21 protein-coding genes are annotated in these 25,459 nt (G+C 61.4%); 10 read left to right on the forward strand and 11 right to left on the reverse strand.

Translation table 11 applies throughout. From position 1 onward, the window contains the following. Window positions 1-167: 167 nt before the first annotated feature. From RWK44_RS27405 to RWK44_RS27425, 5 genes are read right to left on the reverse strand one after another with little or no spacing between them, the layout of a single operon-like run. Window positions 168-1,184, reverse strand: coding sequence for an ABC transporter ATP-binding protein (locus tag RWK44_RS27405; RefSeq protein ID WP_316029662.1), 1,017 nt, complete (start codon window positions 1,182-1,184; stop codon window positions 168-170). After that, window positions 1,181-2,152, reverse strand: coding sequence for an ABC transporter ATP-binding protein (locus tag RWK44_RS27410; protein WP_316029663.1), 972 nt, complete (start codon window positions 2,150-2,152; stop codon window positions 1,181-1,183). The genes RWK44_RS27405 and RWK44_RS27410 overlap by 4 nt, the downstream gene beginning before the upstream one ends. Further along, complete coding sequence (locus RWK44_RS27415) at window positions 2,152-3,069, reverse strand: ABC transporter permease (protein ID WP_065282748.1); 918 nt, start codon at window positions 3,067-3,069, stop codon at window positions 2,152-2,154. The genes RWK44_RS27410 and RWK44_RS27415 overlap by 1 nt, the downstream gene beginning before the upstream one ends. After that, on the reverse strand, window positions 3,066-3,986 hold the full coding sequence (locus tag RWK44_RS27420) for an ABC transporter permease (protein WP_168281429.1): 921 nt from the start codon (window positions 3,984-3,986) through the stop codon (window positions 3,066-3,068). Before RWK44_RS27420 ends, RWK44_RS27415 begins: the two co-directional genes overlap by 4 nt. Window positions 3,987-4,025: 39 nt before the next feature. Beyond that, window positions 4,026-5,546, reverse strand: a complete 1,521-nt coding sequence (locus RWK44_RS27425) for an ABC transporter substrate-binding protein (RefSeq protein ID WP_316029664.1) — start codon at window positions 5,544-5,546, stop codon at window positions 4,026-4,028. A gap of 214 nt (window positions 5,547-5,760) precedes the next feature. On the opposite strand from RWK44_RS27425, the gene RWK44_RS27430 reads away from it, so the two are divergent. The 8 genes from RWK44_RS27430 (at window position 5,761) to RWK44_RS27465 (ending at window position 15,629) form a co-directional block, all read left to right on the forward strand. Next, window positions 5,761-6,546, forward strand: a complete 786-nt coding sequence (locus RWK44_RS27430) for an IclR family transcriptional regulator (protein ID WP_020046928.1) — start codon at window positions 5,761-5,763, stop codon at window positions 6,544-6,546. A gap of 70 nt (window positions 6,547-6,616) precedes the next feature. Further along, entirely contained in the window at window positions 6,617-7,339 is a 723-nt protein-coding gene (locus tag RWK44_RS27435) for a ribonuclease activity regulator RraA (RefSeq protein ID WP_020046929.1), read from the forward strand. A gap of 419 nt (window positions 7,340-7,758) precedes the next feature. Next, complete coding sequence (locus RWK44_RS27440) at window positions 7,759-8,598, forward strand: DUF6030 family protein (RefSeq protein WP_246621819.1); 840 nt, start codon at window positions 7,759-7,761, stop codon at window positions 8,596-8,598. A gap of 187 nt (window positions 8,599-8,785) precedes the next feature. After that, a complete protein-coding gene (locus RWK44_RS27445; RefSeq protein ID WP_020046930.1) occupies window positions 8,786-9,064 on the forward strand; it encodes a type II toxin-antitoxin system TacA family antitoxin in 279 nt (92 codons plus the stop codon). Beyond that, window positions 9,061-9,588 (forward strand): GNAT family N-acetyltransferase, encoded by a 528-nt coding sequence (locus RWK44_RS27450; protein WP_168302548.1) that lies wholly within the window; start codon window positions 9,061-9,063, stop codon window positions 9,586-9,588. The genes RWK44_RS27445 and RWK44_RS27450 overlap by 4 nt, the downstream gene beginning before the upstream one ends. 295 nt (window positions 9,589-9,883) lie before the next feature. Beyond that, a complete protein-coding gene (locus RWK44_RS27455) occupies window positions 9,884-11,530 on the forward strand; it encodes an acetolactate synthase large subunit (protein ID WP_316029665.1) in 1,647 nt (548 codons plus the stop codon). Between the two features lie 350 nt (window positions 11,531-11,880). Continuing rightward, a complete protein-coding gene (locus RWK44_RS27460; protein WP_222011686.1) occupies window positions 11,881-13,005 on the forward strand; it encodes a metallophosphoesterase family protein in 1,125 nt (374 codons plus the stop codon). Continuing rightward, window positions 13,002-15,629, forward strand: a complete 2,628-nt coding sequence (locus tag RWK44_RS27465; protein WP_316029666.1) for an AAA family ATPase — start codon at window positions 13,002-13,004, stop codon at window positions 15,627-15,629. Before RWK44_RS27460 ends, RWK44_RS27465 begins: the two co-directional genes overlap by 4 nt. 13 nt (window positions 15,630-15,642) lie before the next feature. Here the strand turns inward: RWK44_RS27465 and RWK44_RS27470 are convergent, their stop codons facing one another. The 6 genes from RWK44_RS27470 to RWK44_RS27495 form a co-directional block, all read right to left on the reverse strand. After that, window positions 15,643-16,911, reverse strand: a complete 1,269-nt coding sequence (locus RWK44_RS27470; RefSeq protein ID WP_316029667.1) for an MGH1-like glycoside hydrolase domain-containing protein — start codon at window positions 16,909-16,911, stop codon at window positions 15,643-15,645. 19 nt (window positions 16,912-16,930) lie between these two features. Further along, window positions 16,931-17,989, reverse strand: coding sequence for an ABC transporter ATP-binding protein (locus RWK44_RS27475; RefSeq protein WP_316029668.1), 1,059 nt, complete (start codon window positions 17,987-17,989; stop codon window positions 16,931-16,933). A gap of 13 nt (window positions 17,990-18,002) precedes the next feature. Beyond that, complete coding sequence (locus RWK44_RS27480) at window positions 18,003-18,860, reverse strand: carbohydrate ABC transporter permease (RefSeq protein WP_168281445.1); 858 nt, start codon at window positions 18,858-18,860, stop codon at window positions 18,003-18,005. After that, window positions 18,857-19,708: a carbohydrate ABC transporter permease gene (locus RWK44_RS27485; protein WP_316029669.1), complete on the reverse strand. Its 852-nt coding sequence runs from the start codon at window positions 19,706-19,708 to the stop codon at window positions 18,857-18,859. Before RWK44_RS27485 ends, RWK44_RS27480 begins: the two co-directional genes overlap by 4 nt. A gap of 72 nt (window positions 19,709-19,780) precedes the next feature. Beyond that, window positions 19,781-21,055: an ABC transporter substrate-binding protein gene (locus RWK44_RS27490; RefSeq protein ID WP_316029670.1), complete on the reverse strand. Its 1,275-nt coding sequence runs from the start codon at window positions 21,053-21,055 to the stop codon at window positions 19,781-19,783. Between the two features lie 42 nt (window positions 21,056-21,097). Further along, window positions 21,098-22,108 carry a LacI family DNA-binding transcriptional regulator gene (locus RWK44_RS27495; RefSeq protein WP_316029671.1) on the reverse strand — a complete coding sequence of 337 codons (1,011 nt, stop codon included), beginning with the start codon at window positions 22,106-22,108 and terminating at the stop codon, window positions 21,098-21,100. Window positions 22,109-22,538: 430 nt separating this feature from the next. Between RWK44_RS27495 and RWK44_RS27500 the strand changes: the two genes are divergently transcribed. Then, entirely contained in the window at window positions 22,539-24,353 is a 1,815-nt protein-coding gene (locus RWK44_RS27500) for a putative bifunctional diguanylate cyclase/phosphodiesterase (protein ID WP_316029672.1), read from the forward strand. Window positions 24,354-24,438: 85 nt separating this feature from the next. Next, window positions 24,439-25,398, forward strand: coding sequence for an HD-GYP domain-containing protein (locus RWK44_RS27505; protein ID WP_316029673.1), 960 nt, complete (start codon window positions 24,439-24,441; stop codon window positions 25,396-25,398). Window positions 25,399-25,459: the final 61 nt, after the last annotated feature.

Consider the following 25,459-nt stretch of genomic DNA (forward strand, 5'->3'; position numbering starts at 1 on the left):
GAGATGCCACTCAAGCCGACCGATCGCGCACAGTCGCGGGAAAACAGGATCTCTGACGTCGTCTGGCCCGGACGATCTCGAATGATCTGGAATGCGCCTGTTGCCCCGTTCCAGTAGGTTGGCTTTTGAAGACCTGAGTTCATGAATCGCCGTTGGTTCAGGTCCCATCAAAGCGAGGGAACTCGTGCGGCGTCCGATTCACGCGCCGTCTCGGCGATTTCTGGATCGGCGTGATGACAGGCAGTCCGAAGACCAGAGGCCGCCGTTCGCGCGGTCAGGACAGGCTCCTGTTCTGCGCAGATCGACGTTGCTTTCCAGCAACGCGTTCGAAAACGGCATCCGCTGGGCGGATTTGCGGGGCTCGGCAGATCTCCCTGCAGGACGATGCGCTTGTGCTGCGCGCGACGCCTCGGATCCGGTGTCGGGACCGCCGACATCAGGGCCTGCGTATAGGGATGGGCCGCCGCGCTGAAGATCGATTGCTTCGGCCCCGTTTCGATGATCTTGCCGAGATACATGACCATGACACGGTCCGAGACATGCCGCACGACGGCGAGATCATGCGCGACGAACAGCATCGCCAGATTGCGCTCGCGCCTCAGTCCGGCGAGCAGATTGATCACTTGCGCCTGGACCGAGACGTCAAGGGCCGAGACAGGCTCGTCGCAGACAAGAAGTGTCGGATTGAGGGCGAGAGCGCGGGCAATTCCAAGGCGTTGCCGCTGGCCGCCTGAAAATTCCGAGGGATAACGGTCCGCATGCTCGGCGCGCATCCCTACGGATTCGAGCAGCTTGACCGTCTCTTCACGCCAGTTGCTCCTAGGCACGACCCCCGGGTGCAATGCCCAGGGTTCCGAAATCAGCCGGTCGACCCGCATGCGGGGATTGAGCGACTGGTAGGGATCCTGGAAAACGACCTGCATCTTGCGGCGCAATTCATGCAGCCGCCGGCCGCTGGCTGTCGTAATGTCCACGCCGTCAAGCAAAGCGCTGCCGCTTGTCGCCGGCCCAAGCTTCAAGAGCGTCCGAACCAGCGAGGTTTTGCCGCAACCGCTTTCGCCGACGAGGCCGAGCGTCTCTCCCTTGGCAATCTCGAAGCTCACATCGTCGACGGCACGCACCGGTGCCGAGGCGCCGCCGAAGTGCCGGGAAAGGTTTTGGACCTTGAGCAGAGGTTCGATCATACTGGTGATACCGGGAAGTGGCAGGCGGCCTGGCGGCCCGGCCCTACGGTTTCAAGAGAGGGGACGATCTCGGCACAGAGCCCTTCGGCGCGTGGACAGCGGGTTCTGAAGGCGCAGCCGGAGGGCACGGCGACAGGATTGGGGGCGGAGCCGGGGATCGGCACCAATTCGTCTTCATCCGTGTCCATGCGCGGCTGCGAGGCAAGCAATCCGACGCTGTAGGGATGGCGGGCATCTTCGAACAGTTCGAAGACGCTTGCGGTCTCGACGACGCGGCCGGCATACATGACGGCAACCCGATCGGCGAGTTCGGCGACGACGCCGAGATCATGGGTGATGAAGATCATGCCGGCATCGCTGCGTTTGCGGATCGTCTCCAGAAGATCGACCACCTGCGCCTGGATCGTGACGTCGAGCGCTGTCGTCGGCTCGTCCGCAATGATGACATCCGGTTCCAACGCCACGGCCATGGCGATCATGATGCGTTGGCGCATACCGCCCGAAAACTCATGCGGATATTGCCTCGCACGGCTTTCAGGGTCGGGAATGCCGATGGCCGTCAGAAGGTCGATCACGGCTTTTTCGACGCCACCTTCCGGAGTGCGGCCGTGGATACGGAACATTTCGGCGATCTGCCAGCCCACGGAATAGACCGGGTTGAGCGCTGCGAGCGCATCCTGAAAGATCAGGGCGATCCGATCGCCGCAGAGATCGCGCCGCTCGTTCCGCGAGAGCTGCAACAGCTCGACACCGTCGAAACGGATCGATCCTTGATTGATTTCGCCCGGCGGGTTGGGAACGAGATCCATGATGGCCGATGCGGTTACCGACTTGCCGGAGCCGCTTTCGCCTAGGAGCGCCAGGACCGCTCCACGCTCGAGCGAGAAGGAAACGCCGTTGAGCGCCAGGATGCGGCCGGCTGCAGTATCGAAACTGACCTGCAAATCCTCGACTTCGAGAAGAGCCATCAGCGCCTCCGGCTAACAAGACGCCAGTGCTGCGACGGGTCATTAACGATCCGGAACCAGTTGGCGAGGAGATTGAAGGACATGGTCGTGAGCATCACAGCCAGGCCGGGGAAAAAGCCCAGCCACCAGGCGGATGACAGATATCCCTGGCCCTGCGCCACCATCAGACCCCAGCTTACGGCAGGCGGCTGAATGCCGAGACCGAGATAACTCAGCCCGGATTCGAATAGCATCACCATGGCGAGATTGACCGAGGCGAGCGTCAGCATCGTGGGAGCGACGCTTGGGAGAATGTGATTGCGCAATATCCAGACAGGCCCGCCGCCGAAGACGCGCGCCGCATCAACGAAAAGCCTCTCCCGGACCTCCAGAGTTTCGGCTCTTGCGACGCGGATATAGGCAGGCATGCGGGTAACGGCGAGCACGATGATGAGATTGCCGACGCTCGGGCCGAACAGGTAGAGCCCGAAGAGCGCTACCAGCAGCGTCGGGAAACCCAGGATGATGTCGCAGATCCGCATGACAAGGTTGCCGATGATGCCACCGAAGTAACCGGCGATCACGCCGAGCAGCGTTCCGCCGATCAGGCTCGTCAGAACAGTTACAAGCGCTATGCCGATCGTCGTCGATGCCGCCTGAATGAGGCGAACGAGGAGCGGGCGCCCGAGGGCGTCGGCGCCCAGCCACAACGTCCAGGACTGGCCGAAGTCGAAGGGCGGCAGGTTGCGCGCCTTCAGCGAAATGCGGTTTTCTCCCAGCAGCGACGATGCATCCGCAAGAATGGCAAGGACGACGATCAGCAGCCAGATTGTCGCGGCGACCGCCATGGGGTCGCCTGCGAGCGCGCGCATGAACCACAAGATGCGGCGGCTTCGGCGCTCGCGGGCGGGGAGGAAGTCGGCGGACGTACTGGTCATTCGACCCTCACGCGCGGATCGATCGAAGCATAGAGCATGTCGACCAGGATATTGATGAAGAAGATGACGACGGCGACCGCGAAGATCGATGCCTGGACGATCGCGAAATCGCGCTTCAGGATGCCGTCGATCAGCAGCTTGCCGATGCCGGGAAACCCGAAAACAACCTCGACGACGCCACCGCCGCCGGCGAACTGGGCGGCGAGGTCACCGGTCACGGTCACCGCGGGCAGGAGGGCATTGCGCAGCGCATGCACGAAGGTAACCCGGCCGCCGCGCGCGCCTTTGGCCCGCGCAGTCCGGACAAATGTCGCGTTCAGTGCTTCGATCATCGAGCCGCGGACGATCTGCACCAGCGTCCCGAACGGTCTGGCAAAAAGACAGGCAACCGGCAGGATCCAATAGATCGGACCGCCGAAACCCGATGTCGGCAGAATGCGCAAGGTGACGGCAAACAGCAGGACGCCCATCAGCCCGAGCCAGAAATCCGGCACGCTGGCCGCTGCCTGCGACAGCACGTTGATAGCCCGGTCGATCCAGCCGCCGGCGTTCACAGCGGCAATCGATCCAATGACGACGGCAGCGATGAAGGCCAGGGTCAAGGCAATGGCCCCGAGCGCCAGCGTATTCGGCAACGCCTCCAGGACAACGTCCATGGCCGGGCGGTTGTGCCAAAGCGACGTGCCGAAATCGAGGCTCAGCATGTCCCCCGCCCAGTCGAGGAATTGCCACGGGAGGGAACGATCGAGGCCGAGGCGGACGCGCATGGCTTCGCGGGCCGCATCCGAGGCATCGACGGGCAGGTAGAGATTGACGGGATCGCCCGTCAATCGCACCAGGAAGAAGGCAGATGTCATCAGTGCGGCAAGTGCGAGTGCCGCAAAGGCCGCACGTTTCAGGAAGTAGGTGAAGGACATCCGCTCTCCTCAAGGGACGTTCGGCGACCAGTCTGGCGGTCAGCGGTAGCTGATCGATTTAAGCTTGATCTCGTTGCCGGCCTGCACATCGGGCGTATAGGTGACGGTCTCGGCGACGCGGGCAATCGTGACCATGTGGAACAGCGGGACGATATTGACCGCATCGACGGCGATGTAGCTGAACGCTTCCTCGAACAGTTTCTTGCGTTCGTCGCCGGTTGCCTTCGACGCGTCGCCAATCAACGTGTCGAGCCTGGTATCGGCGATGGTCGACTGGTTGCCGTCGGTGGTAAAACGGTTCGGCAGCGTGAATACGGCGTCGCCTTCGGTGTTGTCGATCTGCGTCTGCAGGATCGACGGCTGACGTTCCGTGTCCCAAGGCTTCAGCAGCTTCTTCAGCCACGGGCTTGTCTCAAGCATTTCGAGCCGGGCATTGAAGCCGGCATCCGCGAGCATCGCCTGAATGGCTTCCAGGCTTTCGGACGAATTGGGATAGATGCCGATGCGGCCGTAGATGACGATTTCCTTGTCGACCGGCACGCCATCGGCTTTGGCCGCGTCGAGCAGGGATTTCGCTTTTTCGGGATCATACGTCCAGACGGGGATGTCGGGATTGAAGCCGAAGACGGACGGCGGCACCGCCTGCATCGCCTTTTGGGCATCCTGGTGGAAGATGGTGCCGACTAGGCCGTCCCGGTCGATCGCAAGATTAAGGGCTTCACGCACGCGTTTGTCGTTGAGCGGCGGAATTTCCGCGTCGATCCTCAGCAGCGAGGTTTCGGCGTTTGGGAAGGCATGATCCTGTTCCGTGGTGCCGTCCTGGGGCGCTATTTCATATGCGATCTGCGCCTCCCCAGTGGCGACCATCGCCGCGCGAACAGCGGATTCGGCCCGCCAGATGATGGTTGCGTTCTTGATCGCCGGCTTGTCGCCCCAATAGCCGTCAAAGGCCACGAGGTCGACCGATTGCCCTGGCGTCCACGCTGCAAGCTTGTAGGGTCCCGTTCCGGCCGGGGAGCGCGACTTGCCGTCGTTCGGGGTCGCCGGCGAACCGATGTCCACGGCGGACATCTTGTTCGGCAGGATCGGCTCGACGATATCAGTTTTGATGAGGAGGGTCGTCGGGTTCACCGCTTCTGCATTGAACTTGACGCCCTTCAACGTCGCAAGTCCGACTTCGCAGGCCAGTGCCGGATCCTGCGCCCGCTTGAGAGCGGCAACGACTGCACTGGCATCGAACGCCTTGCCGTCGTGGAAGGTGACGTCGTCGCGGAGCTTGAGTTCCCAGGTCAACTCGTCCACTTGCCGCCAGCTGGTGGCAAGGCTCGGGACGACCGATCCGTCGGCCGGGCTCAGATTGACCAGCGCTTCCGTGATGTTGTTGTGTAGAATGCGAGAGTTGCCCGAAAGGTCGGTGTCACAGGGATCGAGCGACTTCGGTTCGTCGGTCACCACCACCGTCAGCTTATCCGAGGCAGCGTCGGCGCGAATTGCGCTGCCCGGAGCCAGCAGGAATGCCAGTCCGATGCTCAGCGCACCAATTCCCTTCATCTTCTTCATGAAATCCCTCCTCCAGATCCAAACGAGCGGCATCCCGTCCATCGCAGTGCCGTCTTGTGAAAACCATCCGGTTGCGCACCGCCGCAGCGGGTATGCAAATGGCTTTACTTCCTCCGCCAAGCGCGTAGTGTCAAATGTGACACTCACACCACTGAGCATGCTCGCTCAGTCCTGCGAAGTCAATATTATAATTCTCATATGGAATTTATAGTTCATGATTGAACCAAAACATGGATCACCCGTCGTCGAAAAGACCGCCCACCTGCTTGAGGCCGTTGCCGATGCGAAGACGGGAATTTCCTTGGCCGCGCTGGTTGATCAGCTTGGAGTTCCGCGTTCGACCGTCTATCGGATCCTCAATTCATTGGCCGCGCATGGGCTTGTGGCGCGGGTGAATGGTGGAGCGTCCTACGAGCTGGGGCCAAAATTCGTCGAGCTTGCGCGGCGCATCTCGCCCGGCGCCGACAGGGCAACGGTGATCGAGGCGGCAAGGCCGATCCTGACGGCTGCGGCTGACCGCATTTTCGAATCCTTCAGGCTGGCCGCCCCCGAAGGCAACGAGATGATGACGATATTTGCAGCCTCCAGTCCCGGCGATTATTCGCTTTTCATCAAGGTCGGCAGCCGCTCGCGTAAACATGTCGGCGCCGCCGGCAAGCTCGCTCTTGCCTATTCGGACTACGGTGACATAGAGGCCTATTGCAGCGGCGGACTGGAGTCGAAGACGCCATATACGATTACCGATCCGGAGGCGCTGAAGGAAGCACTCGTTGAAATTCGACGCAATGGATGCGCCGAGGACAATCAGGAATCCAACCTCGGCCTCCGGGCCTTTGCCGCGCCCGTCTTCGATTCCGAAGGTCGACTCGTCGCGACGATCAGCGTCCCGTTTATTGGTGAAGCGACGCCGGACAGGGCACGGGCAATTAAGCGCGAGGTCGTGGAGGGTGCCGCCATCTTGACAAAGGCGATTAATGGCAAGCAACCTTTGTCCAAATAAGAAACATTAAATTCTTTATTGAACTATTTTCTCGTTGTGGTAGAGCTTCCACCGGACAATGGAGGATCTCATGACGGCGTTGGACCCATCAGTTTATGCAAAGCTTTTGCGGACGAATTCTGCAAGTCTCAGCACTCTGTTGCTGAAGCGTGGCCTGAAGAACACCGCGGTTCGCGGCGTGCGGCCGCTGGCCAGCGCCGGCGGGCCGATGATCGGCCCGGCCGTCACCGTACGCTACATCCCCGCACGGGAAGATATCGACGGTTCGACTTACAGTTCGGATCCATCCAATCAACAGCGCAAGGCCATCGATACGATCCCCGACGGCCATGTTCTCGTCTTCGATTGCCGCTCCTTGGCGGAAGTCGCCGGCATTGGCGCCATGCTTGCCCGTCGTCTTGTCTATCGTGGCGCCGCCGGCCTCGTGCTCGACGGCGGCGTCCGCGATACGGCCGATATCGCACAGCTGGGACTCCCGACCTACTGCATGGGACCGGCAGCGCCGGCGAACCTGGTTGCCCACCATGCCTCAGATATGAACCAGCCAATCGCCTGCGGCGGCGTCGCCGTTTATCCCGATGACATCATCTTTGGCGACAGCGAAGCGGTGATCGTTATTCCGCGGGAATATGTCGATGACATTGCCGAAGAAGCTGTTGCGATGGAGGAGCAGGAAGAGTTTCTCAAGCTGGAAATCGAGTCAGGCAAATCGACCTTGGGGGTATACCCGCCCAACAAGGAGACCCTCGAACGTTATGAGGCCTGGCGTCAAGCGCGTCATATGACGGCATGACACCATTGCTTCGAAGTATTGTCTAAGGCTGTCGTCTGCTCGCAGATTGCGTTCGTTCTTTGAAACGCTCGCCGATGCTGCCGACATTGCAAAGCCGCCACGGGAATATTAGGGGACGAGCGCTATCCACTGGGGTAGCTGCTTGACGCTCGACACACGCAACTTCACACTTACATTGTCGAAGGTGAGTCGGACAGACTGAACCGTTTTTCGCATCCGTTGCTCATCTCAGAGGGAGATGTCAGCAGGGTTGATTGGTCCATGCGCCGACCGACACCGGTTGATCGCAAATAGGATCGAGATTGATTGAGTTCGAACTCGCAGCCGCTCCTATTTGCTTGTGAGGTTGCGCCGTGGATAAAGTGCCATCAGCAGTCGATCCTCCTCGCGACAGCCCGCCTTGGCACCGGAATTTCCCAATGCCGAGCAACCGCTGGTCCCTGCTTTGGCCAGGGCTTTTGATATCAATTTTGCTTCTTGCAGGCACCGTCGTTTTTTACCGTGAAATCCATCACCTCGAAGATCCGGTCGGCCCCTTCGAAAATCGAGCTCTCAATAAGGCTGCCCGATCATCTCGCATAGCCGCCCGCCCTGATCCGGCGGTTCCTTCTCCCCTCCCGCCGACGTCGATACCGTTGCAGCTGATCGAGGCCCCGAAGCTGGAGTTGGCAAGTCAGTTTCTGCGGATCTGGCGCGTCTCGGGGTCGAGCTTTTGCGGTGCTCTTCGAGAAGCCGGCATCGAGATGAGCGAATGGAAAGCCGCATCGATGCGCAATCGCAGCTATGAGTGTTATTTTCAGCGCATCTACGAACGGGACGAGGTGCGTCCACTCAGCTCGACCTTCGTTAAGGTTCGTGGAGATGAAATGGGCGATATTCTTGAGATCCGCGCCAAGATCATTGGGCCGACGACCGACGCCCAGGGACGTCTCGCCCCGGCCGTCCTGCGCATTTTCGAGATCATCGTGAAGCAGGCGTGCTGGCGTGATTTCGAAGATACTCTTGCCTCGATCCAAAACCTTCGAAATGTCGAATACGAACGATTCGGCTCCTATCTCAGCTTCACGCGCGAAGCAGGCGGCGCAAATATCTTCAATTTTGTTCTTGGTCTTAAGGCGACTTCAAGTTCGCAGGTGAGGACCAAGACGTATTTTTCGGCTGATCGCTGGCTAGCCGCAACAAATCCCCGCAATGTTCCCGCGAACTTCATCCTCATGAACCGCTTGGGCACGTCGAAATCTGCCAATTGCGCTCAATGACGTCGCAAGTACCAGTCACATCCGGGATCAGGCTGGAGCTTGTCTGAACATCGACGATTTGAGCGTCACCACCTTTGAGTGTGAGACGTGAGATCGCCGTGTGATTTCGGCCATGAATGCTGCGATCAACAGTAAACTTCTTGTACACATACTATGTGTACACTATACTGCGATTAAGGAGATAACTATGCCGAGAACCGCGGACAACAAAACCGAACGCTACCAGCTGCGTATCCCGCCAAAGCAGAAGGCAATGATCGCGCGCGCGGCTGCCCTCTCGAACAAGGATATGGCCGATTTCATTCTCGATAAGATCGTACCTGAAGCCGAAGCCGTCATCCAGGCTGCTGAAGTTGAGACCGTGTCGAGCCGCGATTTCATCCGCATCCTCGATCTGCTTGAACACCCGCCCAAACCGAACGCGAAACTACGCGCCGCGATCTCTGCTCTACCGGATGCCTTGTGACCCTCCCCGTCTGGCATGAAGAGCCGATCGCTAAGTCGCACGATCGGGCCGCATTCGATTGCGGCGATGCGGCAATGAACGAGTTCATTCGGCGCTTCGCTCGGCAGAGCCATGAGCAGAATGCGGCGAAGACCTTCTGCGCTATCGACAAGGCCCAACCTCATCGCATCCTCGGATTCTACACAGTCGCGCCTTCGGCCGTTACACATGAGGCCGTGCCTCCAAAGCTGACCAGAGGCCTCGCACGCCATGAAGTCGCAGGCTTCAAGCTTGCGCGCTTGGCAACCGACATAAAGGTGGCGGGAAAGGGTTTAGGCGGCCAGCTCATCGCTGCTGCAGCGCTCCGTTGCCTACGGCTCGCCAGCGAGGGCGGCGGGATACTGCTCATCATCGATGCCAAGAGCGAACGCGCCGCCCATTGGTATGCCAGCTATGGCGCCGAACCGCTGCAAGGGAAACCGCTCACCCTTGTTATGCCGCTTGCCACCTTCGCCGCCGACTTCAAGGCCAAGGGGCTCTTGTAGGCGCGTTGCCGCCAAGCCATTGATATCCTCGGATACACCAAAACAGGGCTCTGCGCCCTGCGGGCGGGAGGCGCCGGCCTGAACCGCAACATCTCACATCATCAGTCAAAGCTGTTTGCCAGCAGAATCGCGGAGAGCTTTTTTATCCCGCGGCAAATCCTATGTAGAAATTCTCGGCGGGATTGAGGACAACCGCCGATGCCGGCGAACGCATGGACAGGCCTGGAAAAGAACATATCTTCAAAGGGGCCTTCCTTTCTGGAGGCCTCGAACCAAACAGCACGGGCAAACATCAATGACCAAAGGCTCCGATCTTCTAGTGGCAGCGCTTGAGAACGAAGGTGTCGAGCGCATCTTCGGCATTCCCGGCGAGGAGAATCTCGACGTCGTCGAATCCATCCGCAAGTCTTCGATTGAGCTCGTCCTCACCCGGCACGAGCAGGCGGCGGCGTTCATGGCCGCGACCTATGGCCGCCTGACTGGAAAGCCCGGCGTCTGCCTGACAACGCTCGGGCCTGGCGCTCTGAACCTCTCGACAGGTGCCGCCTATGCCTTGCTCGGCGCGATGCCGATGGTGATGATCACAGGTCAGAAGGGGATCCTCTCGTCCCGCCAGGCGCGTTTCCAGGTGGTCGATGTCGTCGCGTCGATGAAGCCGCTGACCAAGCTCGCAAGGCAGATCGTGTCGCCGCAGATGATCCCGACGACGGTCAGGGAGGCGTTCCGCATCGCCCAGGAGGAAAGGCCGGGGCCGGTGCATCTGGAGCTTCCGGAAGATATTGCGGCCGAAGAATGCCAGGAGGTGGCGCTGATTGCGCCGCATCAGCTCGAACTGCCGACGGCAAGCGATGCGGCCCTCGATCGCGCTGCCGCCCTCATCGCCGCAGCCAAACGTCCGCTTCTGATGTTCGGGGCCGCCGCCTCGCGTCCCCGCTCGACATCCGATATTGCGCAGTTTGTGATCCGTACGCGCATTCCGTTCTTTACCACCCAGATGGGGAAGGGAACGGTGCCCGGCGGAACCGAACTTTATATGGGCACCGCCGCGCTGTCGGAGCGGGATTATGTCCACGAGGCCATTGAACAGGCAGACCTTATCATCACGATCGGGCACGACACGATCGAGAAACCACCCTTCATCATGGGCAAGGACGGCCCGAAGGTCGTTCATGTCGGATATCAGCCGGCGACCGTCGAGCAGGTCTATTTCCCGCAGTCCGAGGTCATCGGCGACATCGGCCCTTCGCTGAAGGCGCTGGCGGATCGCCTCGAGGGCAAGCTGCCAAACGCGCAGGCGCTTCTTCATCTCCGCGAGCGCATTCTCGAGCGCATCGCCGCGCGGGCAACAGAAGATCGCTTCACGCCACAGCGGCTGGTCCACGACATAAGAGAGGTGATGCCGCATGATGGCATCCTGGCGCTCGATAACGGCATGTACAAGATCTGGTTTGCCCGGAACTACCGGACGCGGATGGCGAACACGCTACTGCTCGACAATGCCCTTGCAACGATGGGAGCCGGGCTGCCATCGGCGATGGTTGCCTCGATGCTCTATCCCGAGCGGCGTGTCATGGCGATTTGTGGTGACGGTGGCTTCATGATGAACTCGCAGGAACTCGAAACCGCCGTCCGGCTGAAACTCAACCTCGTCGTCCTCGTCATCGAGGACAATGCCTACGGCATGATCCGCTGGAAGCAGGCGGTGGACGAATTCCCGGATTTCGGGATGACCTTCGGCAATCCCGACTTCGTGAAATATGCCGAATCCTACGGCGCCAAGGGAACCAGAGTCGACGATATCGGCCAGTTCAAACAGGTTCTCGAAGAGGCATTCTCCGGAGGTGGCGTCCATCTGGTGAACGTTCCGGTCGACTACTCGGAAAATGAACGCGTGCTGGTAAAGGAGCTTCGCGAACGGCTCCCTGATATATTGGAGGTCTGATAGATGGCCGACGCGAAGATGGTGGTGTTCAACCGTTCTACCTAGGACCAGGCGGCACTCTGCCCGAGGTTCACAGGCCGTATCAGCAGCCGTCCTCGTCCGTGAGCGGGATGGATACGGTGTCGAATATCCCGCAGAATTAGATAAGCGTTGGATAAGAGCTTGTTGAGCCAGGATAGGCTTGCCTCGCCTGATATCGGGAGGCATGGTCTGTCGCGGAACAACGGAATCGCGAACCGCGGACGAGGCCTACTGCGAAGCGCTACAGTGTCCTTTGTGTGTCTAAAAAGACGCGCGGCGCTGTAGGCCATGCTCGGAAGCTCGCGGCGCATCGCAAACATGGCTGATTAATGTTTTCCTTCCTGCACAGTTCGGACCTTCATATTGGCAAACGATTTGGCAATCTTCCGGAGGATTTGAGAGGGCGCCTGCGCGAGGCGCGGCATGGCGTGATCGCGAGACTAGCCGGTACGGCACGAGAGCATGGGGCAAGTGTCATCCTGCTTGCAGGCGACACCTTCGATACCGAGACGCCGACGCCGGCCGTACTTCGGCAAGCGCTTGGCGAGATGGCCCGAAACGCACCGCTGCGCTGGGTCCTGCTTCCGGGCAATCACGATTCACTGCTGGCGGATCAGCTCTGGAGTGCTGCGCGCGGCGTGGTGCCCGACAATGTCATCCTTGCGACGGAAGCGACGCCTCTTCCGCTTGGACCGGATGTCGTCCTGCTGCCGGCGCCTTGCACGACCAGGAGGCCGGGCCGCGACCTGACCGAATGGATGACGGGTGCCGCCACGCCGGACGGCTCCATCCGCATTGGCCTCGCCCATGGCCCGATCCAGGAATTTTCGGAGGATGCCGCGGCCACGAACGTGATTGCGCCGAACCGCGCGGCGCTGGCCGGCCTCGATTACATGGCGCTCGGCGATTGGCACGGATCGGTGGCGGTGGACGCCAGAACGTATTACAGCGGCGCGCCCGAGCCGGACCGTTTCAAGCATGACCGGCCGGGACAGGCGATGGTCGTTTCCATTGCAGGACAAGGGGCGATGCCGACGACGGCGGCTGTGGCAACTGCCAGCTTTTCCTGGCAGACATTGCAGCTTCCGCTGCTGGCAGCGGAAGACGGTGTTGAAGCGCTGAAGGCCGCGCTGCCGGAACCGTTCGCGCGGCGACAAACCCTGTTGCGCGTCGCGCTGTCCGGCCGTGCCCGATTGAACGGGCGCACGGCAATGACCAGCCTGCTGCAGCAGGTCGCGCCGGAATTTGCGCATCTGGAGATCGATACGGAACTGCTGGGGACCGATTGCGAGAGCGATGATCTCGAGATCATCGACCGAGCCGGTGCGTTGCGCGATACTGCGGATTTGCTGCTTGCCGAAAGCCTCGACCAATCCCGCTCTGGCGATGACAGGGGTGTGGCGCGTGAGGCGTTGATCCGCCTGTTTTCCTATTGCGAGGCGATCGATCGATGAAACTCAACGCTCTTCGCCTTCACAACGTCAAACGCTTCGCCGGCCGCGGCATATCCGTCGAAGGAATCGCCGACGGCGTGAATGTGCTGAGCGCTGCCAACGAACACGGCAAATCGACCTGTTTCGAGGCGCTGCATGCGCTGTTCTTCCAGCCGCACGGCGGCACGCCAAAGAGCGTGCAGATGCTGCGCCCCTATAGCGGCGGCAATCCGATCGTCGAGGCCGATATCACGATTGAAGCCGGCCGCTACCGCTTGACCAAGCAGTTCTATGGCGGACGGCGCGCCAGCGTCACCGATCTCGGCAGCGGCCGGCTCGTCGCCCAGTCCGACGAGGCCGAGGCTTTCATCGGCGATCTCATTTCCGGCGGAACTGCTGGCCCGGCAGGCCTGCTCTGGGTGCGCCAGGGCGTCACCGGCATCGAAAATCGCAGCAAGAGCGAGGAAGAAAACGACAAGCGGGTGCGCGAAAGCCTGCTGTCTTCGGTGCAGGGCGAGGTGGAGGCGCTGACGGGCGGACGGCGCATGTCGGCAGTGCTCGAAGCCTGCGAGGAAGAACTCAATTGCCTAGTCACCGCGACGCTCCGGCCAAAGGCCGGAGGCCGCTTTGCCGCCGCGCTCGACGATCGTGATCGGCTGCAGGCGGAGGAGGCGCGGCTGGCCAAGGAGGTGGAGATGCTGCACGGCGCGCTCGACCGCCGCCGCTCAGTGCAGGCGAGACTCAGCGAACTGGAAAATTCGGACGAAGAGGCCGGCCGGAAGGCGGCGATTGCCAATGCCGAGTCTGTGCTCGAGGCCGCTAAACTGCACGACAGGGAACTCAAGGCACTCGATGCCGAAGCTGCCCTGGCCGCCAGCCGTCGCGATGAGGCGCAGCAGGCATTCGACCGCTTCCACGCGGCATTGAACCGCAGTGACGAACTCGCGCGGCGTTTCGCCGTGACGGAAAAAGAGCTTTCAAATGCAGCCGAGCGACGCGCGGCATCGCTGGCCGAAAGCGAGGCCGCTACGGCGGAGGTTCAGGCAGCCGAAGAGGATGAGCGGGTAAACCGCGAATTGCTGGCGCGGCTGGAGGCAGCACTCCGTTCGCGTCACGCCGCAGAGCGGCTGGCGGAGGTTCGTCTGCATCTCGAACAGGCGGAAGCGGCGCGGCGGCAGATCGAGGACGGGGAGGCTGCGCATGCATTGCTCGCCATTCCAGCCGATGCGATCGAACGGCTCGAAGCGTTGGACCTCAAGATCGTTGGCCTGCGTGCAGCAGCCGAGGTCGGCCTTCCCAGGCTCAGGATCGACTACCTGAAGGACGCCTCCGGATCGGTGAGCATGGACCGCCAGCCTTTGCCTGGGGGTGAGGACAAGAGCTTTGCCGGGGTGGCGAAACTCGACATAGCAGGCATCGGTACGCTGACCATCCATTCCAGCCGGCAGGCAGAACAGGACGGGGCGCTCGAGGCTGCGGAAGCGACGCGCCAAACATTGCTTGCCAGGCTCGGTGTCGACAGTTTGCGGGCGGCGCGACAGCGCGATATTGCCGCCCGGAGCAAGCAGGAGGAACTGGGGCGGGCACGCCAGCGGTTCGCCGATGTGGCTCCGAATGGCATCGACCAGCTTCACCTCGATGCCGCACGCTTTGCGGAACTCAGCCAGGGTCCAGTCGAACTCGACGCCGACCCGGAAGAGGTGCGCGCCCGTCTCGCGGATGCGACGCAGCGTATCGACCTGGCGCGAAACTGGGCGCGGGAAGCGTCGGTGATGCGCATGGAGGCCGGCGAGGCAATATTGCGGGCGCAGACGGAGCACGCCAAACTTGGCCAGGAGCTCGAGGCTATCGCGGCGATCATCGGTCCCGAAGCCGGCCGACCGGAATTGCAACGGGACCTTGCGGCAAGGCTTTCCAGCGCCAAAGAACAATGCGATGCGGTTGAGCTCCGGGCCGGGCCTTTGCGCAGGGCCGGGCGGGACCTCGCCGGCGCGGAAGCCGCCCTTGCCAGGGCACGTTCGGTCGCCGACGCCGCAGCACGTGAAATTGCCAGGCTACGCGAGGAGCTTGCCGACCTCGGCGGTCAGATCCGCACCCGATCAGACAGTGCGGTGGAAGAAAACTGGTTGGAAACTCGTGGTTTGCTTGACGCGGCGCGGGAGCAGGTGAAGCGTTTCGAGACGGAGGTCGCCGTGCTGGATCGCCTGCGCAAGGCGCTGACGGCGACGCGAGCAGCGGCGCGCGACCTCTATCTTAAGCCTGTCATGAACGAACTCGCCCCGCTGGTCGGCCTGCTGTTTGACGACATCACGATTACCTTCGACGGCGACACCTTGCTGCCGCAGATCGTGCGCCGCAATGGCCTGGACGAGGATGTCGATCGCCTGAGCGGCGGCATGCGGGAGCAGCTCTCGGTGCTGACCCGCCTCGCATTCGCAAGGCTGCTTGCCCGCGACGGCCGGCCGGCGCCTGTCATCCTCGACGACGCGCTTGTTTATTCCGACGACGACCGGATCGAGCGGATGTTCGATGCGCTGCACCGCCAATCGCGCGACCAGCAGATCCTGGTCTTCTCCTGCCGCCAGCGCGCCTTCGCCAAGCTGGGCGGCAATGTGCTCACGATGCAGCCGTGGCAGCCGGATTGATGAGGATCAATGCTCAGGCGAGCACTCTGCCACGCTCAAGCCACAGATAGGCTGCAGCCGTCCAAGAAAAGCCGAGGCCGCCGCAACCTTCGCCGGTGACCGGATCGAAATATTCGGCGAAACCTTCCGTTTCGATCGCTGTGACGGTCGATTTCCGCAGGTCTTCGGCCACATCCGCATGGCCATTGCGCCTGAGTCCGTCGATCAGCAGCCAGTTGATGATCGCCCAGGCGGGGCCGCGCCAGTAGCGCTTCGGCTCCCAGCTGGCGATGCCGGGTTTGGTCGTGGGGAAGGCAACTTTGAGATCCTTGGACCAGGCCTTCATTTCCGAGACCAGGGCGTTCGCAACCTGCTTGTCGAGGTCCAGCGAGAGGAGGGGGATGAAGCCGGCTTGCGTGGCGGCTTCGACATCTTCGCCGGAGATCAGGTCGCGCGAGACGAAGCGGGCGAGGTCCGGCCGCCACTGGGCCATTATCGCCGTACGGCTGCGGTCGTTGAAGGCAGCGATCTCGATCGCGTCCTCTGTCCGGCCAAACAGGCGGGCGAGTTGTTCCAGATCTTCGCCCGCCTTGAGAAGGATGGCGGTCGTCTGGATCTCGGCGACCTTGAAGGACGCCTTTTCCCATTGTTTCGCCGGATCCCAACCACAGGCGGCATAGGTATCGACCAGATGAATGAAGCGGCGGTAATCCTCGTCGCGCGGGCGCATGTCGGCATCCACATGACCGATATCCTTACGCACGACAGGCGTGTCGGTTGTGACGGGCACGCGGGCAAGCGCGATGTCCCAGGCGGGAGAATTGTCGCTGCCGCTTTCCCAGGGATGCAGGAGTGCTACGAGCCCCGTGCCTCCAGGGTCGCGGGCGGAATACCACCAGCGGTGCCATTTCAGCGCCGCCTCGTAGAGGGGCAGGGTGCGCGTCTCGTCCTCCTTGCCGGCGACCTCATGCAGCTTGCGCAGTGCGATCGCGAAGACCGGCGGCTGGGTTATCCCGGAGGTCGGGATCGTATGATTTGTGCGCCAGACGGTCGGCCCCGGGAAATAGGTTTCGCTTGGCGCGTGGAAGACGATATGCGGGATCATTCCATCCGCCCACTGGCCCTCGACCAGCCGCTCCAACTCGCGATAGGCGCGGCCGGTATCGTAGAGCGCGAAGCCCATGGCGACGAAGGCGGAATCCCAGTTCCACTGGAAGGGATAGAGCCGCTCGGTCGGCACGGTATAGCCGCCGCGATCGTTCTGGGCGAGGATGCGCTTCGCCTGGTCGATATGCGTGTTCATTCTGGATGCTCCGGTATTCTTAGGCCAAAACGGCCGGAAAGGACTTGCCGCTTTCGGGCGAAAGCCAGGTGATGCGCTTTTGGTCGAGCTTTAGGCCGATCGTCTCGCCGCTCTTCACGGTCTCCGAAGCCGGCAGGATGACGCGGACCGGCTGGTCATGGATCGACCCAGTCAACAGCAGATGCGAGCCCATCGGCTCGGCAACGCGAACCCGCATTTCGAGGCCCTGCGGCAGCGACGCGAGTTCGACGGCCTCGCCGCGCAGGCCGAGGATGATTTGATCGCCGGATTCCTGCGGCGCCACGAGCCGTTCGGCGCCTACGGCCACCTGGCCGTTCGAAACCGGCACCTGTATGAAGTTCATCGGTGGATTGCCGATGAAGCCGCCGACGAACCGTGTCGCAGGGTGATTGTAAATCTCGACCGGATGACCGACCTGCTCGACCACGCCGCCATGCATGACGGCGATGCGGTCGGAAAGACCCATCGCTTCCGTCTGGTCATGGGTGACATAGATTGTCGTCGTGCCTGCCGATTGCAGCACGGTCTTGAGTTCGGTGCGCATTTCGAGGCGGAGCAGCGCGTCGAGGTTCGAAAGCGGCTCGTCCATCAGCAGAACCTTCGGTTCGACGGCAAGGGCGCGAGCGACCGCAACGCGCTGGCGCTGGCCGCCGGAAAGCTTGTTCGGGTAGCGGTCGAGATATTGCTCGATATGCAGGAGGCCGGCGGCCTTCTCGACCTGCGCCTTCACGCGTGCGTCGTCGGCCTTCTGCATCCGCAGCCCGAAGGCGACGTTTTCGTAGACCGTCATATGCGGAAAGACGGCATAGTTCTGGAAGACCATCGCAAGCCCGCGATCCCGGGGTGCCAGGCCGATCACCGACTTGTCGCCGATGCGGACATCTCCCGATGTTGCCGTCTCGAGGCCGGCGATGATGCGCAGCAGCGTGGTCTTGCCACAGCCGGACGGACCGAGCAGCGAGACGAATTCGCCGTCGTTGATCGTCAGCGAGACCTCTTTCAGCGCCTGGAAGGCTCCGAAGCTCTTGCGGATGCGGTCGATGACAATATTGGCCATATCGATGGTCCCGTTATTTGGAGGAAATGCCCCAGATCGCGAAGAGGTAGCGCCTGACCGCGAAGATGAAGACAACCGAGGGAAGGATGAGCATCAGGCCCCCGGCAAAGCGGTAATGCATCGGGCTTTCCGAAAGCACGGTCAGCAGGTAGGCGGTCAGCGTGCGATTGCGCACCGTCAGCACCGAGGCGGCAAAAACCTCGTTCCAGGAGATGACGAAGGCAAAGACCGCGGTCGCGACGATGCCGGGCAGAGCGAGTGGCGCCACCACCTTGAAGAAGGCCTGGATGCGGGTGCAGCCGAACACCCAGGCGGCTTCCTCCAATTCCCTGGGCACGCCGAGGAAAATGCCCTGGGTGACAAGAGCCGCGAAAGGCAGCGCCAGCACCGTATGAATAAGGCCGACGCCGAGGATCGTATCGTAGAGGCCGAGCCGGATGAAGGAGACAGTCAGCGGCAGCGCCAGGATTGCCAGCGGAAAGGCGCGGGTCAGCAGCACCAGAAGCCGGTAGCTGTCCTTGCCGCGGAAATCGTAGCGTGCGAGCGCGTAACCCGCCGGCGCGCCGAGCAGGATCGAAAGCGCCACCGTAATGCCGGCTGCCCCCAGCGAATTGAGGAAGGATTGCACGACGCCTTCGGTCTTCAGGAAGAGAATGAAGGGCTCCAGCGACAGACCAGTCGGCAATCCCGTCTTCGGCCAGACATAAACACCCTGGCGGCCGCCGAGTGCGCCGAGCGCCACCAGATAGATCGGCACCAGCACCCAGGCGCAGAGTGCGGCGATGCCGCTCCAGAGAAGCCAGCGCCGCGAGGAGACGAAGCCGGCGGCGTTGGGGGTGTCCGCGGTCGTGCTTATGATGTCCGTGGTCATGGCAGGCGCTCCGGATCGACCTTCAAGGCTTTGAGATAGATGAGCGTGGCGGCAAGCGAGATGATCATGATCAGCACCGCGTAGGCGGCGGCGACGCTGTAGTTCTGGTTCTGGTTCTGCCAGTTGTACGCCTCGCCGACGAGAACCGGGAAATTGCGCCCGCCGAGCGCATAGACCACCGCGAAGACCTCGAAGGCGAGCACGGTGCGCAGGATGAGCGCCGATTGCAGGGCGGGGCGGATCAGCGGCAGGGTGATGCGCCAGAAGCGCGTCCACGGACCCGCGCCGAAGATTTCGGCGGCTTCCTTGAATTCCTTCGGCACCTGGTTCAGACCGGCGACGATGATGACCATGACGATGGCCGTGCCGCGCCAGATTTCGGCAACGGCGATCGCGAGGAAGAGCGCGACCGGCGTCTGGTAGGAGAGCCAGCTTGCCTGCCTGCCGATGATACCGAGGCCGAAGAGCAGCGAATTCAGATAGCCGGTATTCTGCAGGATCGACAGCCAGACGAGGCCGGCGGCGAGGTCGGAAATGCCAAGCGGGATTGTCCAGATCCACAGGATCGTCTCCCGCCCGCGGCCGACCTTGGCAACCATCGTGCCCATGGCAAGCGCAATGGCGATCTGCACCGGCACGACCGCGATCGTCAGCAGGAAGGTGTTCTTCACCGAGCGGGTGAAATTGATGTCGGTGACCATGCGCTCGGCATTTGCGAGCGATGGCGCGCCATTGTCCGAAACCGCCAGCCAGATCGTCTGCACCAGCGGCACGACGAAGAGCAGCGCCAGGAAGGCGACGGATGGCAGGATCAGCAGATAGGGCATCCAGGGTCGGCTGTTGGTCATCGGCTCCGGCCTTGAAGAGCAGAGTGTCGGAAGAGCGCCCGGGCATCTCGCCCGGACGCTTCATGGGCGGATTTATTCGACCGGGCAGGGTCCGTCGCTCTTGGCGTCAGGCGCCCAGCAGGCAGCCTTCGTGTCAGTCATCAGCTTGGCCATCGTGGCGCCCTGGGCCTTCAGAACGTCGGCGACGGGCTCGTTCTGCAGCACGATGCGCTGGAAACTGTCCATGTAGACCTTGTTGAACTCGCCGCCCTTGTCACCAAGGCCGACCGGGAGCAGCGAGATGACTGCGTCCTTGGAAGCCTGGGTGGCGGTGACCGCACCGGCGAGCAGGGCGACGCCGGCATCGAGATCCGGCGGCAGCTTGACGTTCAGGGTCGGGAAGAAGCCGACCTTGGAGGCGGTCAGGAGCTGTGTGTCCGGCATGGAAAGGTGTTCGATGATCTTTTCTGCGCCGGCCTTGTCGGGCGCGCCCTTCGGGATTGCGAGACCGGCAACGACCGGCATGTAGCCGCGACCCTTCGGACCCGCAGGAGCCGGGAAGACGACATAATCGTCAGGTGCTGCAGAAATGGCATTCTTCAGGCGGGCGATATGGTCCCAGGCGACCATGACTTCGCCGGCTGCCAGCGGCTCCTGCATGAAGTCGTAGCTGGTCGAGTTCGGCGTCACATAGGCCCATAGCGCCTTCAGCTTCTCCCAGCCTCCGGCCGCATCCGCACTCTGGAAGGTGCGCACGACACCTCCCGTAAACGACGGATAGAAATAGCCCTGGAAGTAACGCGCCATCAGCCCCTTCGGGCCGGCCGGGAAACCGATCTGCGGCTGGCCCGTCGCCTCCTGCATGTTCTTGCCCCACGTGATCAGCTGATCGTAGTTCAGCGCGTTCACGTCGGCGCCGGCCGGCAGGTATTGCAGGGCTTCCTTCTTGGCGGCCATGACATAGGTCGCCTGCATCCACGGGATATACTGCTGGGTCGACTTGCCGAGCTTGCCGAGGTCGAGCAGCGACTGCGGCATGCCACTCGCTGCCAGCTTCTTGGCGAGATCGTCGAGCGGTTCGAGCGTGTCCTTGTCGGCAAGCGGCGAAAGCTCGCCATGCAGCGCACCGACGAGGCTGACGGTGTGCTTGCCGGCCTGGCGTTCGGCTTCCATACGGACGGCAAACTGCGGCGGCTCCTCGACCACGTAATCGACCGGGCCGACGTCCTTCAGGAGTTCTTCGCGGACGACGGTCGCCTCCTCGATCGGACGAAGCTGGGTGGACACGAAAACCGTCTGGGCAAGCACCGGTGAGGCGAAGGCCAGCACGGTGGAAGCCAGAATTCCAAATGACATGATATGTTTCATCTTCTCCTCCTTCATTGTTCTTTGTTTGAGATGCACTGCTGTCTATGCCGCTCTAAGCGGACGGCGATGGCTGTCGCGATCGACGAATTCGATCGCGTGAAGCTCCTGGAGTTCTTCGGCGGGTTCGCCGCCGATGGCGCGCAGCAGCAGCGAGGCGAAGCTCGCGCCGAGGTGTTCGCCGGTCATGCGCATGGTCGAAAGCGGCGGGCTGGTGAACGCGCCCATCGGCAAGTCGTCATGGCCGACAATGCTGATCTGGTTGCCGCCATCGACCTCGCGCAGCGCGCGGAGTGCCCCGATCGCCATTTCGTCGGTGGCGCAGACGAGTGCGGTCGGACGCGACGGCTGGCGCAGAAGTTCGAGTGCTGCGAGATAACCGCCCTGCTCCAGCGGCGCGCCTTCGGCGCAGAGATCGGTCGCAAGGCCGCATTCCTCCATCGCCGCCCGCCAGCCGCGGCAGCGGTCATGTGCGAAGTAATATTCCTGCGGGCCGGCGATATGGCCGATGCGGTGGTGGCCGGAGGCATGGAAGCGCAACGTCGCGGCCCGGAAGCCGGCAAAACCGTCGCCATCGATATAGGGATGGGGCATCAGGCTTTCTGTGCGGCCGTTGGTGACGAAGGGGATGCCGCGCGACTGCAGGAATTCGACGCGCTCGTCCTTCCGCTTGGTGCGGACGAGAAGCATGGCATCGACGCGGCGGCCATCGACGAAGCGGCGGCAGATGTCGAGCTCGCTCTCGCCGCGCGGTACCGGCGCAATCACCAGATTGAGGCCGGCAGCAGCAAGATGTTCGGCGCAGCCTGACAACATATCGAGGAAATGCGGGGGGCCGATATGACCAGGATCGCTCGGCAGCGTGACGGCAACCAGTTCGGCGCGCTGCTTGCGGAGGCGGCGGGCCGAAGCATTCGGCCGGTAGCCGACCTTGTCGGCAGCCTCGCGAACCCGCTCGCGCGTAGTGGCCGACACATCGGCATAACCGTCGAGCGCACGCGACACCGTGGTGATCGACAGTCCCAGCGATTGCGCGAGCTGTTTGAGATTGGCCAAAGATCTTCCTCCCGAAGTGACAAAAAGATTCTCCAAAACGTTTTGGGAGTCAAGCCAAAACGTTTTGGAAATCCTGCGATTCGCTCTGGCTGGGTAAAAGCGCGGGAGCTGCAGGAGACAGCTGAGAACGCAACAGGGCCAAGCCCTGCCAATCAGAGGCGCGCCGGGCAGGCGCCAATCAGGGCATCACACCCGTTCACAGCCCGGAACGGCTGTTCCACGAGCAAAAGGAGATGAGTCCCACGATCGATTATTCAAGGCCTGCGTGAGCCGATCGACCCTGCCTCGGGTCTGGACTTTCTAACTCCGCTTCGAGGCTCGGTCGCTGATGGCCCGCGAGGTGCGTTCATTCGATCAAAATGTAATCAACGGCGTAACCTGATTTGAAAGTCGGTTTGGTACGGAGAGTCTCCTTCCGGGAAGTGACGTCATGATCCTTGAGTTGCAGAATGCCATTCTGGAAATGATTGCCAAAGGGGAACCGCTGGCAGCAACGATCGAGCAACTTTGCCTCAAGGTTGAGGCCGCCGTTCCTGGGATCATCGCTTCGGTGCTGACGTTCGACGGGAGCCGTCTTCACACACTTGCTGCACCCTCCCTTCCGCCTGATTATTCAGCGGCCGTTGACAATCTTGAAGCCGGTCCTCTTGCGGGCTCCTGTGGCGCCGCTGCCCATTTCGGAGAAGCGGTCGTTGTCACCGATATCGAGACCGATCCTCGTTGGCAGGACTTCAAATCCCTGGTCCTTCCGCTGGGGTTTAAGGCTTGCTGGTCCAGCCCGATCAAGCGTGGCGAGCGGGTGATTGGTAGCTTCGCCTTCTACTATCGAGACCACCGTGGTCCAAAGGCCCTCGAACGGGACCTCGTCGAGGCTTGTGTCCATCTCTGCACAATCGCCATCGATCGCGAAGAGCGGGTGATGGAACGTCAGCGGCTGACATATAGCGACGCCATGACGGGACTGTCGAATCGCGCTCGTTTCAACCAGCTTCTCGCCGAAGATCTGCCTCGATCCCGGCGCGCCTGGGGCATCCTGCTTGTTGACATCGACAACTTGAAACTCGTGAACGACACGTTCGGGCACGCAGCCGGCGACGCATTGATTCAAGTGGTCGCAGACCGGATCGCCGCAACAGCAGGCGCCAAAAACACGTTTAGGCTTGGTGGAGATGAGTTTGCTGTCATTGTGTCGGACGACAAAGACCTTGATCTGAATGCGAGAGCATCCGACATCCTCAAAGCACTGTCTTCTCCTTCAACGTGCGACGGTCATGTCGTCTTTCCCGCCGCCACGATTGGCGGCGCGTTGGCGGAGACGGAAACAAACCCTGACCAGATCCGTCAGAACGCCGATGTGGCGCTCTATCATGCGAAAGAACACAATCGCGGCCGCTACGTGCAACACTATCCCGGCCTGGGCACCGCCCTGACCAGACGCTTCAGGGCGGTTCGCGATGTGGGTGTCGCCCTGGAAGACGATCGGATCGATGCGCATTACCAACCGATCTTGCGCCTCGATACACGGGAAATTGTAGGTTTCGAAGCCTTATGTCGAATGACCACGCCTTCCGGCGAAATCATAGCTGCAGCGCATTTCCATGAGGCGACGAAAGACGCGCATATTGCTGCTGAGCTGACCCAACGGATGTTGCTGAGGGTCGCGAGAGACATCCGCAGCTGGCTCGCCCGAGGCCTTCCTCTCCAGCATGTCGGCATCAACCTGTCCGCCGCAGATTTTCGCGGCGGTAATCTGCAAGACAGGCTGTGCCGAATTTTCGGGGAAGCAGAGGTTCCTCTCAAGCACATCATCCTCGAAGTGACGGAATCGGTTTATCTCGGGCAACGGGACTATGTCGTAGCGGACGAGATAAAGGCTCTTCGGTCCAAGGGCTTGCGGGTTGCCCTCGACGACTTTGGCACGGGCTACGCGTCTTTGACCCATCTGCTGACGGTGCCGGTCGACATTATCAAGATCGACAAATCCTTCATCGACCGAATGGTGCCGGGCGATGCTGGGACCTTCATCGTCGAGGGCCTGATCGGAATAGCTCGCAAGCTCGGAATCCGGGTCGTCGCGGAGGGGATTGAAACAGAACCCCAAGCTGCTCAATTGAGCAGGCTGGGCTGCAAGCTCGGACAAGGCTATCTGTTTTCGAAAGCAGTCGATCGAACGGTTGCCGCGGCCATTTTAGAGCAGCATGGACAACGGCTCAACCAAGACAAGACCCGTGCCGGAGCCCTATAGCCTGAGCGAGGTTTTCGCGCTCGGGCCGGCACCGGATACCTGAGACAACGCTTGAGTACCAAGACTATTTTTGAACGGATCAGAGATGCGAAAACGGATACATGTCAGCCAGCTGCGGGTAGGAATGTATGTCGAGGACGTCGAAATTGAGGGAGAAGACAGGACACGCCGGTTCAAGCCTTTCCTGATCTCGGCCGCCGGTCAGGTCGAGAGTTTGATGGCAAACCGCCTGATGACTGTCGTTATCGACGTCGGAAAAGGCGCGGATGTCGACGCGGGTGCACCACAGGATATCGACCGGGCTGCGTTTGACGCCGAGCTTCGTGCCGTGTTTTCGGCCAAGGATATCAAGCAGGCAAGGGAGTGCGTCGAGGATACAAGACCGCAGATCGGTCAAATGCTTGCCCACGCCAGGATCAAAGCCGCGTTCGCCAGTGATGTGGCAAGCGCAGCCGTGGAGCGGATCATGTCGGCAGCCTTCGACAATGCCGGTGCGCTGATCGCAGTCGCAAAGCTGAAGGAAAAGGATGAGCTGACGTTCCTCCACTCGCTGGCGGTTAGTGCATTGATGATCACCCTAGGGCGCAGCCTCGGTCATGGAGAAGAGGAGGTACGGGTCCTGGGATTGGGCGGACTGGTTCACGATCTTGGAAAAATGGCGCTGCCGGACGAAATTTTAACGAAACCCGGCAAGCTGACGGCCGAGGAAATGGATCTTGTCCGAGGGCATCCTCAGCGGGGATATGAGCTGGTTTCCCATGTCGCGCATGTCCCGAAGCCGGTGCTCGACATTTGTCGCTACCACCACGAGAAATTCGACGGCTCGGGCTATCCTGGCCGGCTCGTCGGAAAGAAGATCCCTTACGTCGCCCGGCTTGCGGCGATTTGTGACGTTTACGAAGCGCTGACCACGATCAGGCCGTATAAGCGCGCCTTCTCGCAAGCAGAGGCGATCAACATGATGATGAATTCGCCGGGCCATTTCGATAGCCAGCTTCTTTCCGCATTCGTGTCAAAAATGGTGATCAGCGGCACGCTCCACTAAAGCGGTTTTTGCCGTAAGGCGCATCGTATCGGCTGCAACTCTGCTCCGGATCGGCGTTATT

It is taken from the genome of Rhizobium sp. 25PS6 (assembly GCF_032464655.1).
GTDB classification, from domain to species: domain Bacteria; phylum Pseudomonadota; class Alphaproteobacteria; order Rhizobiales; family Rhizobiaceae; genus Rhizobium; species Rhizobium laguerreae.

Excerpts from the sequence above, each read along its gene's own strand:
- RWK44_RS27405 (WP_316029662.1), bottom strand. The coding sequence starts at position 1,184 with ATGATCGAACCTCTGCTCAAGGTCCAAAACCTTTCCCGGCACTTCGGC.
- RWK44_RS27410 (WP_316029663.1), bottom strand. The coding sequence starts at position 2,152 with ATGGCTCTTCTCGAAGTCGAGGATTTGCAGGTCAGTTTCGATACTGCA.
- RWK44_RS27415 (WP_065282748.1), bottom strand. The coding sequence starts at position 3,069 with ATGACCAGTACGTCCGCCGACTTCCTCCCCGCCCGCGAGCGCCGAAGC.
- RWK44_RS27420 (WP_168281429.1), bottom strand. The coding sequence starts at position 3,986 with ATGTCCTTCACCTACTTCCTGAAACGTGCGGCCTTTGCGGCACTCGCA.
- RWK44_RS27425 (WP_316029664.1), bottom strand. The coding sequence starts at position 5,546 with ATGAAGAAGATGAAGGGAATTGGTGCGCTGAGCATCGGACTGGCATTC.
- RWK44_RS27430 (WP_020046928.1), top strand. The coding sequence starts at position 5,761 with ATGATTGAACCAAAACATGGATCACCCGTCGTCGAAAAGACCGCCCAC.
- RWK44_RS27435 (WP_020046929.1), top strand. The coding sequence starts at position 6,617 with ATGACGGCGTTGGACCCATCAGTTTATGCAAAGCTTTTGCGGACGAAT.
- RWK44_RS27440 (WP_246621819.1), top strand. The coding sequence starts at position 7,759 with ATGCCGAGCAACCGCTGGTCCCTGCTTTGGCCAGGGCTTTTGATATCA.
- RWK44_RS27445 (WP_020046930.1), top strand. The coding sequence starts at position 8,786 with ATGCCGAGAACCGCGGACAACAAAACCGAACGCTACCAGCTGCGTATC.
- RWK44_RS27455 (WP_316029665.1), top strand. The coding sequence starts at position 9,884 with ATGACCAAAGGCTCCGATCTTCTAGTGGCAGCGCTTGAGAACGAAGGT.
- RWK44_RS27460 (WP_222011686.1), top strand. The coding sequence starts at position 11,881 with ATGTTTTCCTTCCTGCACAGTTCGGACCTTCATATTGGCAAACGATTT.
- RWK44_RS27465 (WP_316029666.1), top strand. The coding sequence starts at position 13,002 with ATGAAACTCAACGCTCTTCGCCTTCACAACGTCAAACGCTTCGCCGGC.
- RWK44_RS27470 (WP_316029667.1), bottom strand. The coding sequence starts at position 16,911 with ATGAACACGCATATCGACCAGGCGAAGCGCATCCTCGCCCAGAACGAT.
- RWK44_RS27475 (WP_316029668.1), bottom strand. The coding sequence starts at position 17,989 with ATGGCCAATATTGTCATCGACCGCATCCGCAAGAGCTTCGGAGCCTTC.
- RWK44_RS27480 (WP_168281445.1), bottom strand. The coding sequence starts at position 18,860 with ATGACCACGGACATCATAAGCACGACCGCGGACACCCCCAACGCCGCC.
- RWK44_RS27485 (WP_316029669.1), bottom strand. The coding sequence starts at position 19,708 with ATGACCAACAGCCGACCCTGGATGCCCTATCTGCTGATCCTGCCATCC.
- RWK44_RS27490 (WP_316029670.1), bottom strand. The coding sequence starts at position 21,055 with ATGAAACATATCATGTCATTTGGAATTCTGGCTTCCACCGTGCTGGCC.
- RWK44_RS27500 (WP_316029672.1), top strand. The coding sequence starts at position 22,539 with ATGATCCTTGAGTTGCAGAATGCCATTCTGGAAATGATTGCCAAAGGG.
- RWK44_RS27505 (WP_316029673.1), top strand. The coding sequence starts at position 24,439 with ATGCGAAAACGGATACATGTCAGCCAGCTGCGGGTAGGAATGTATGTC.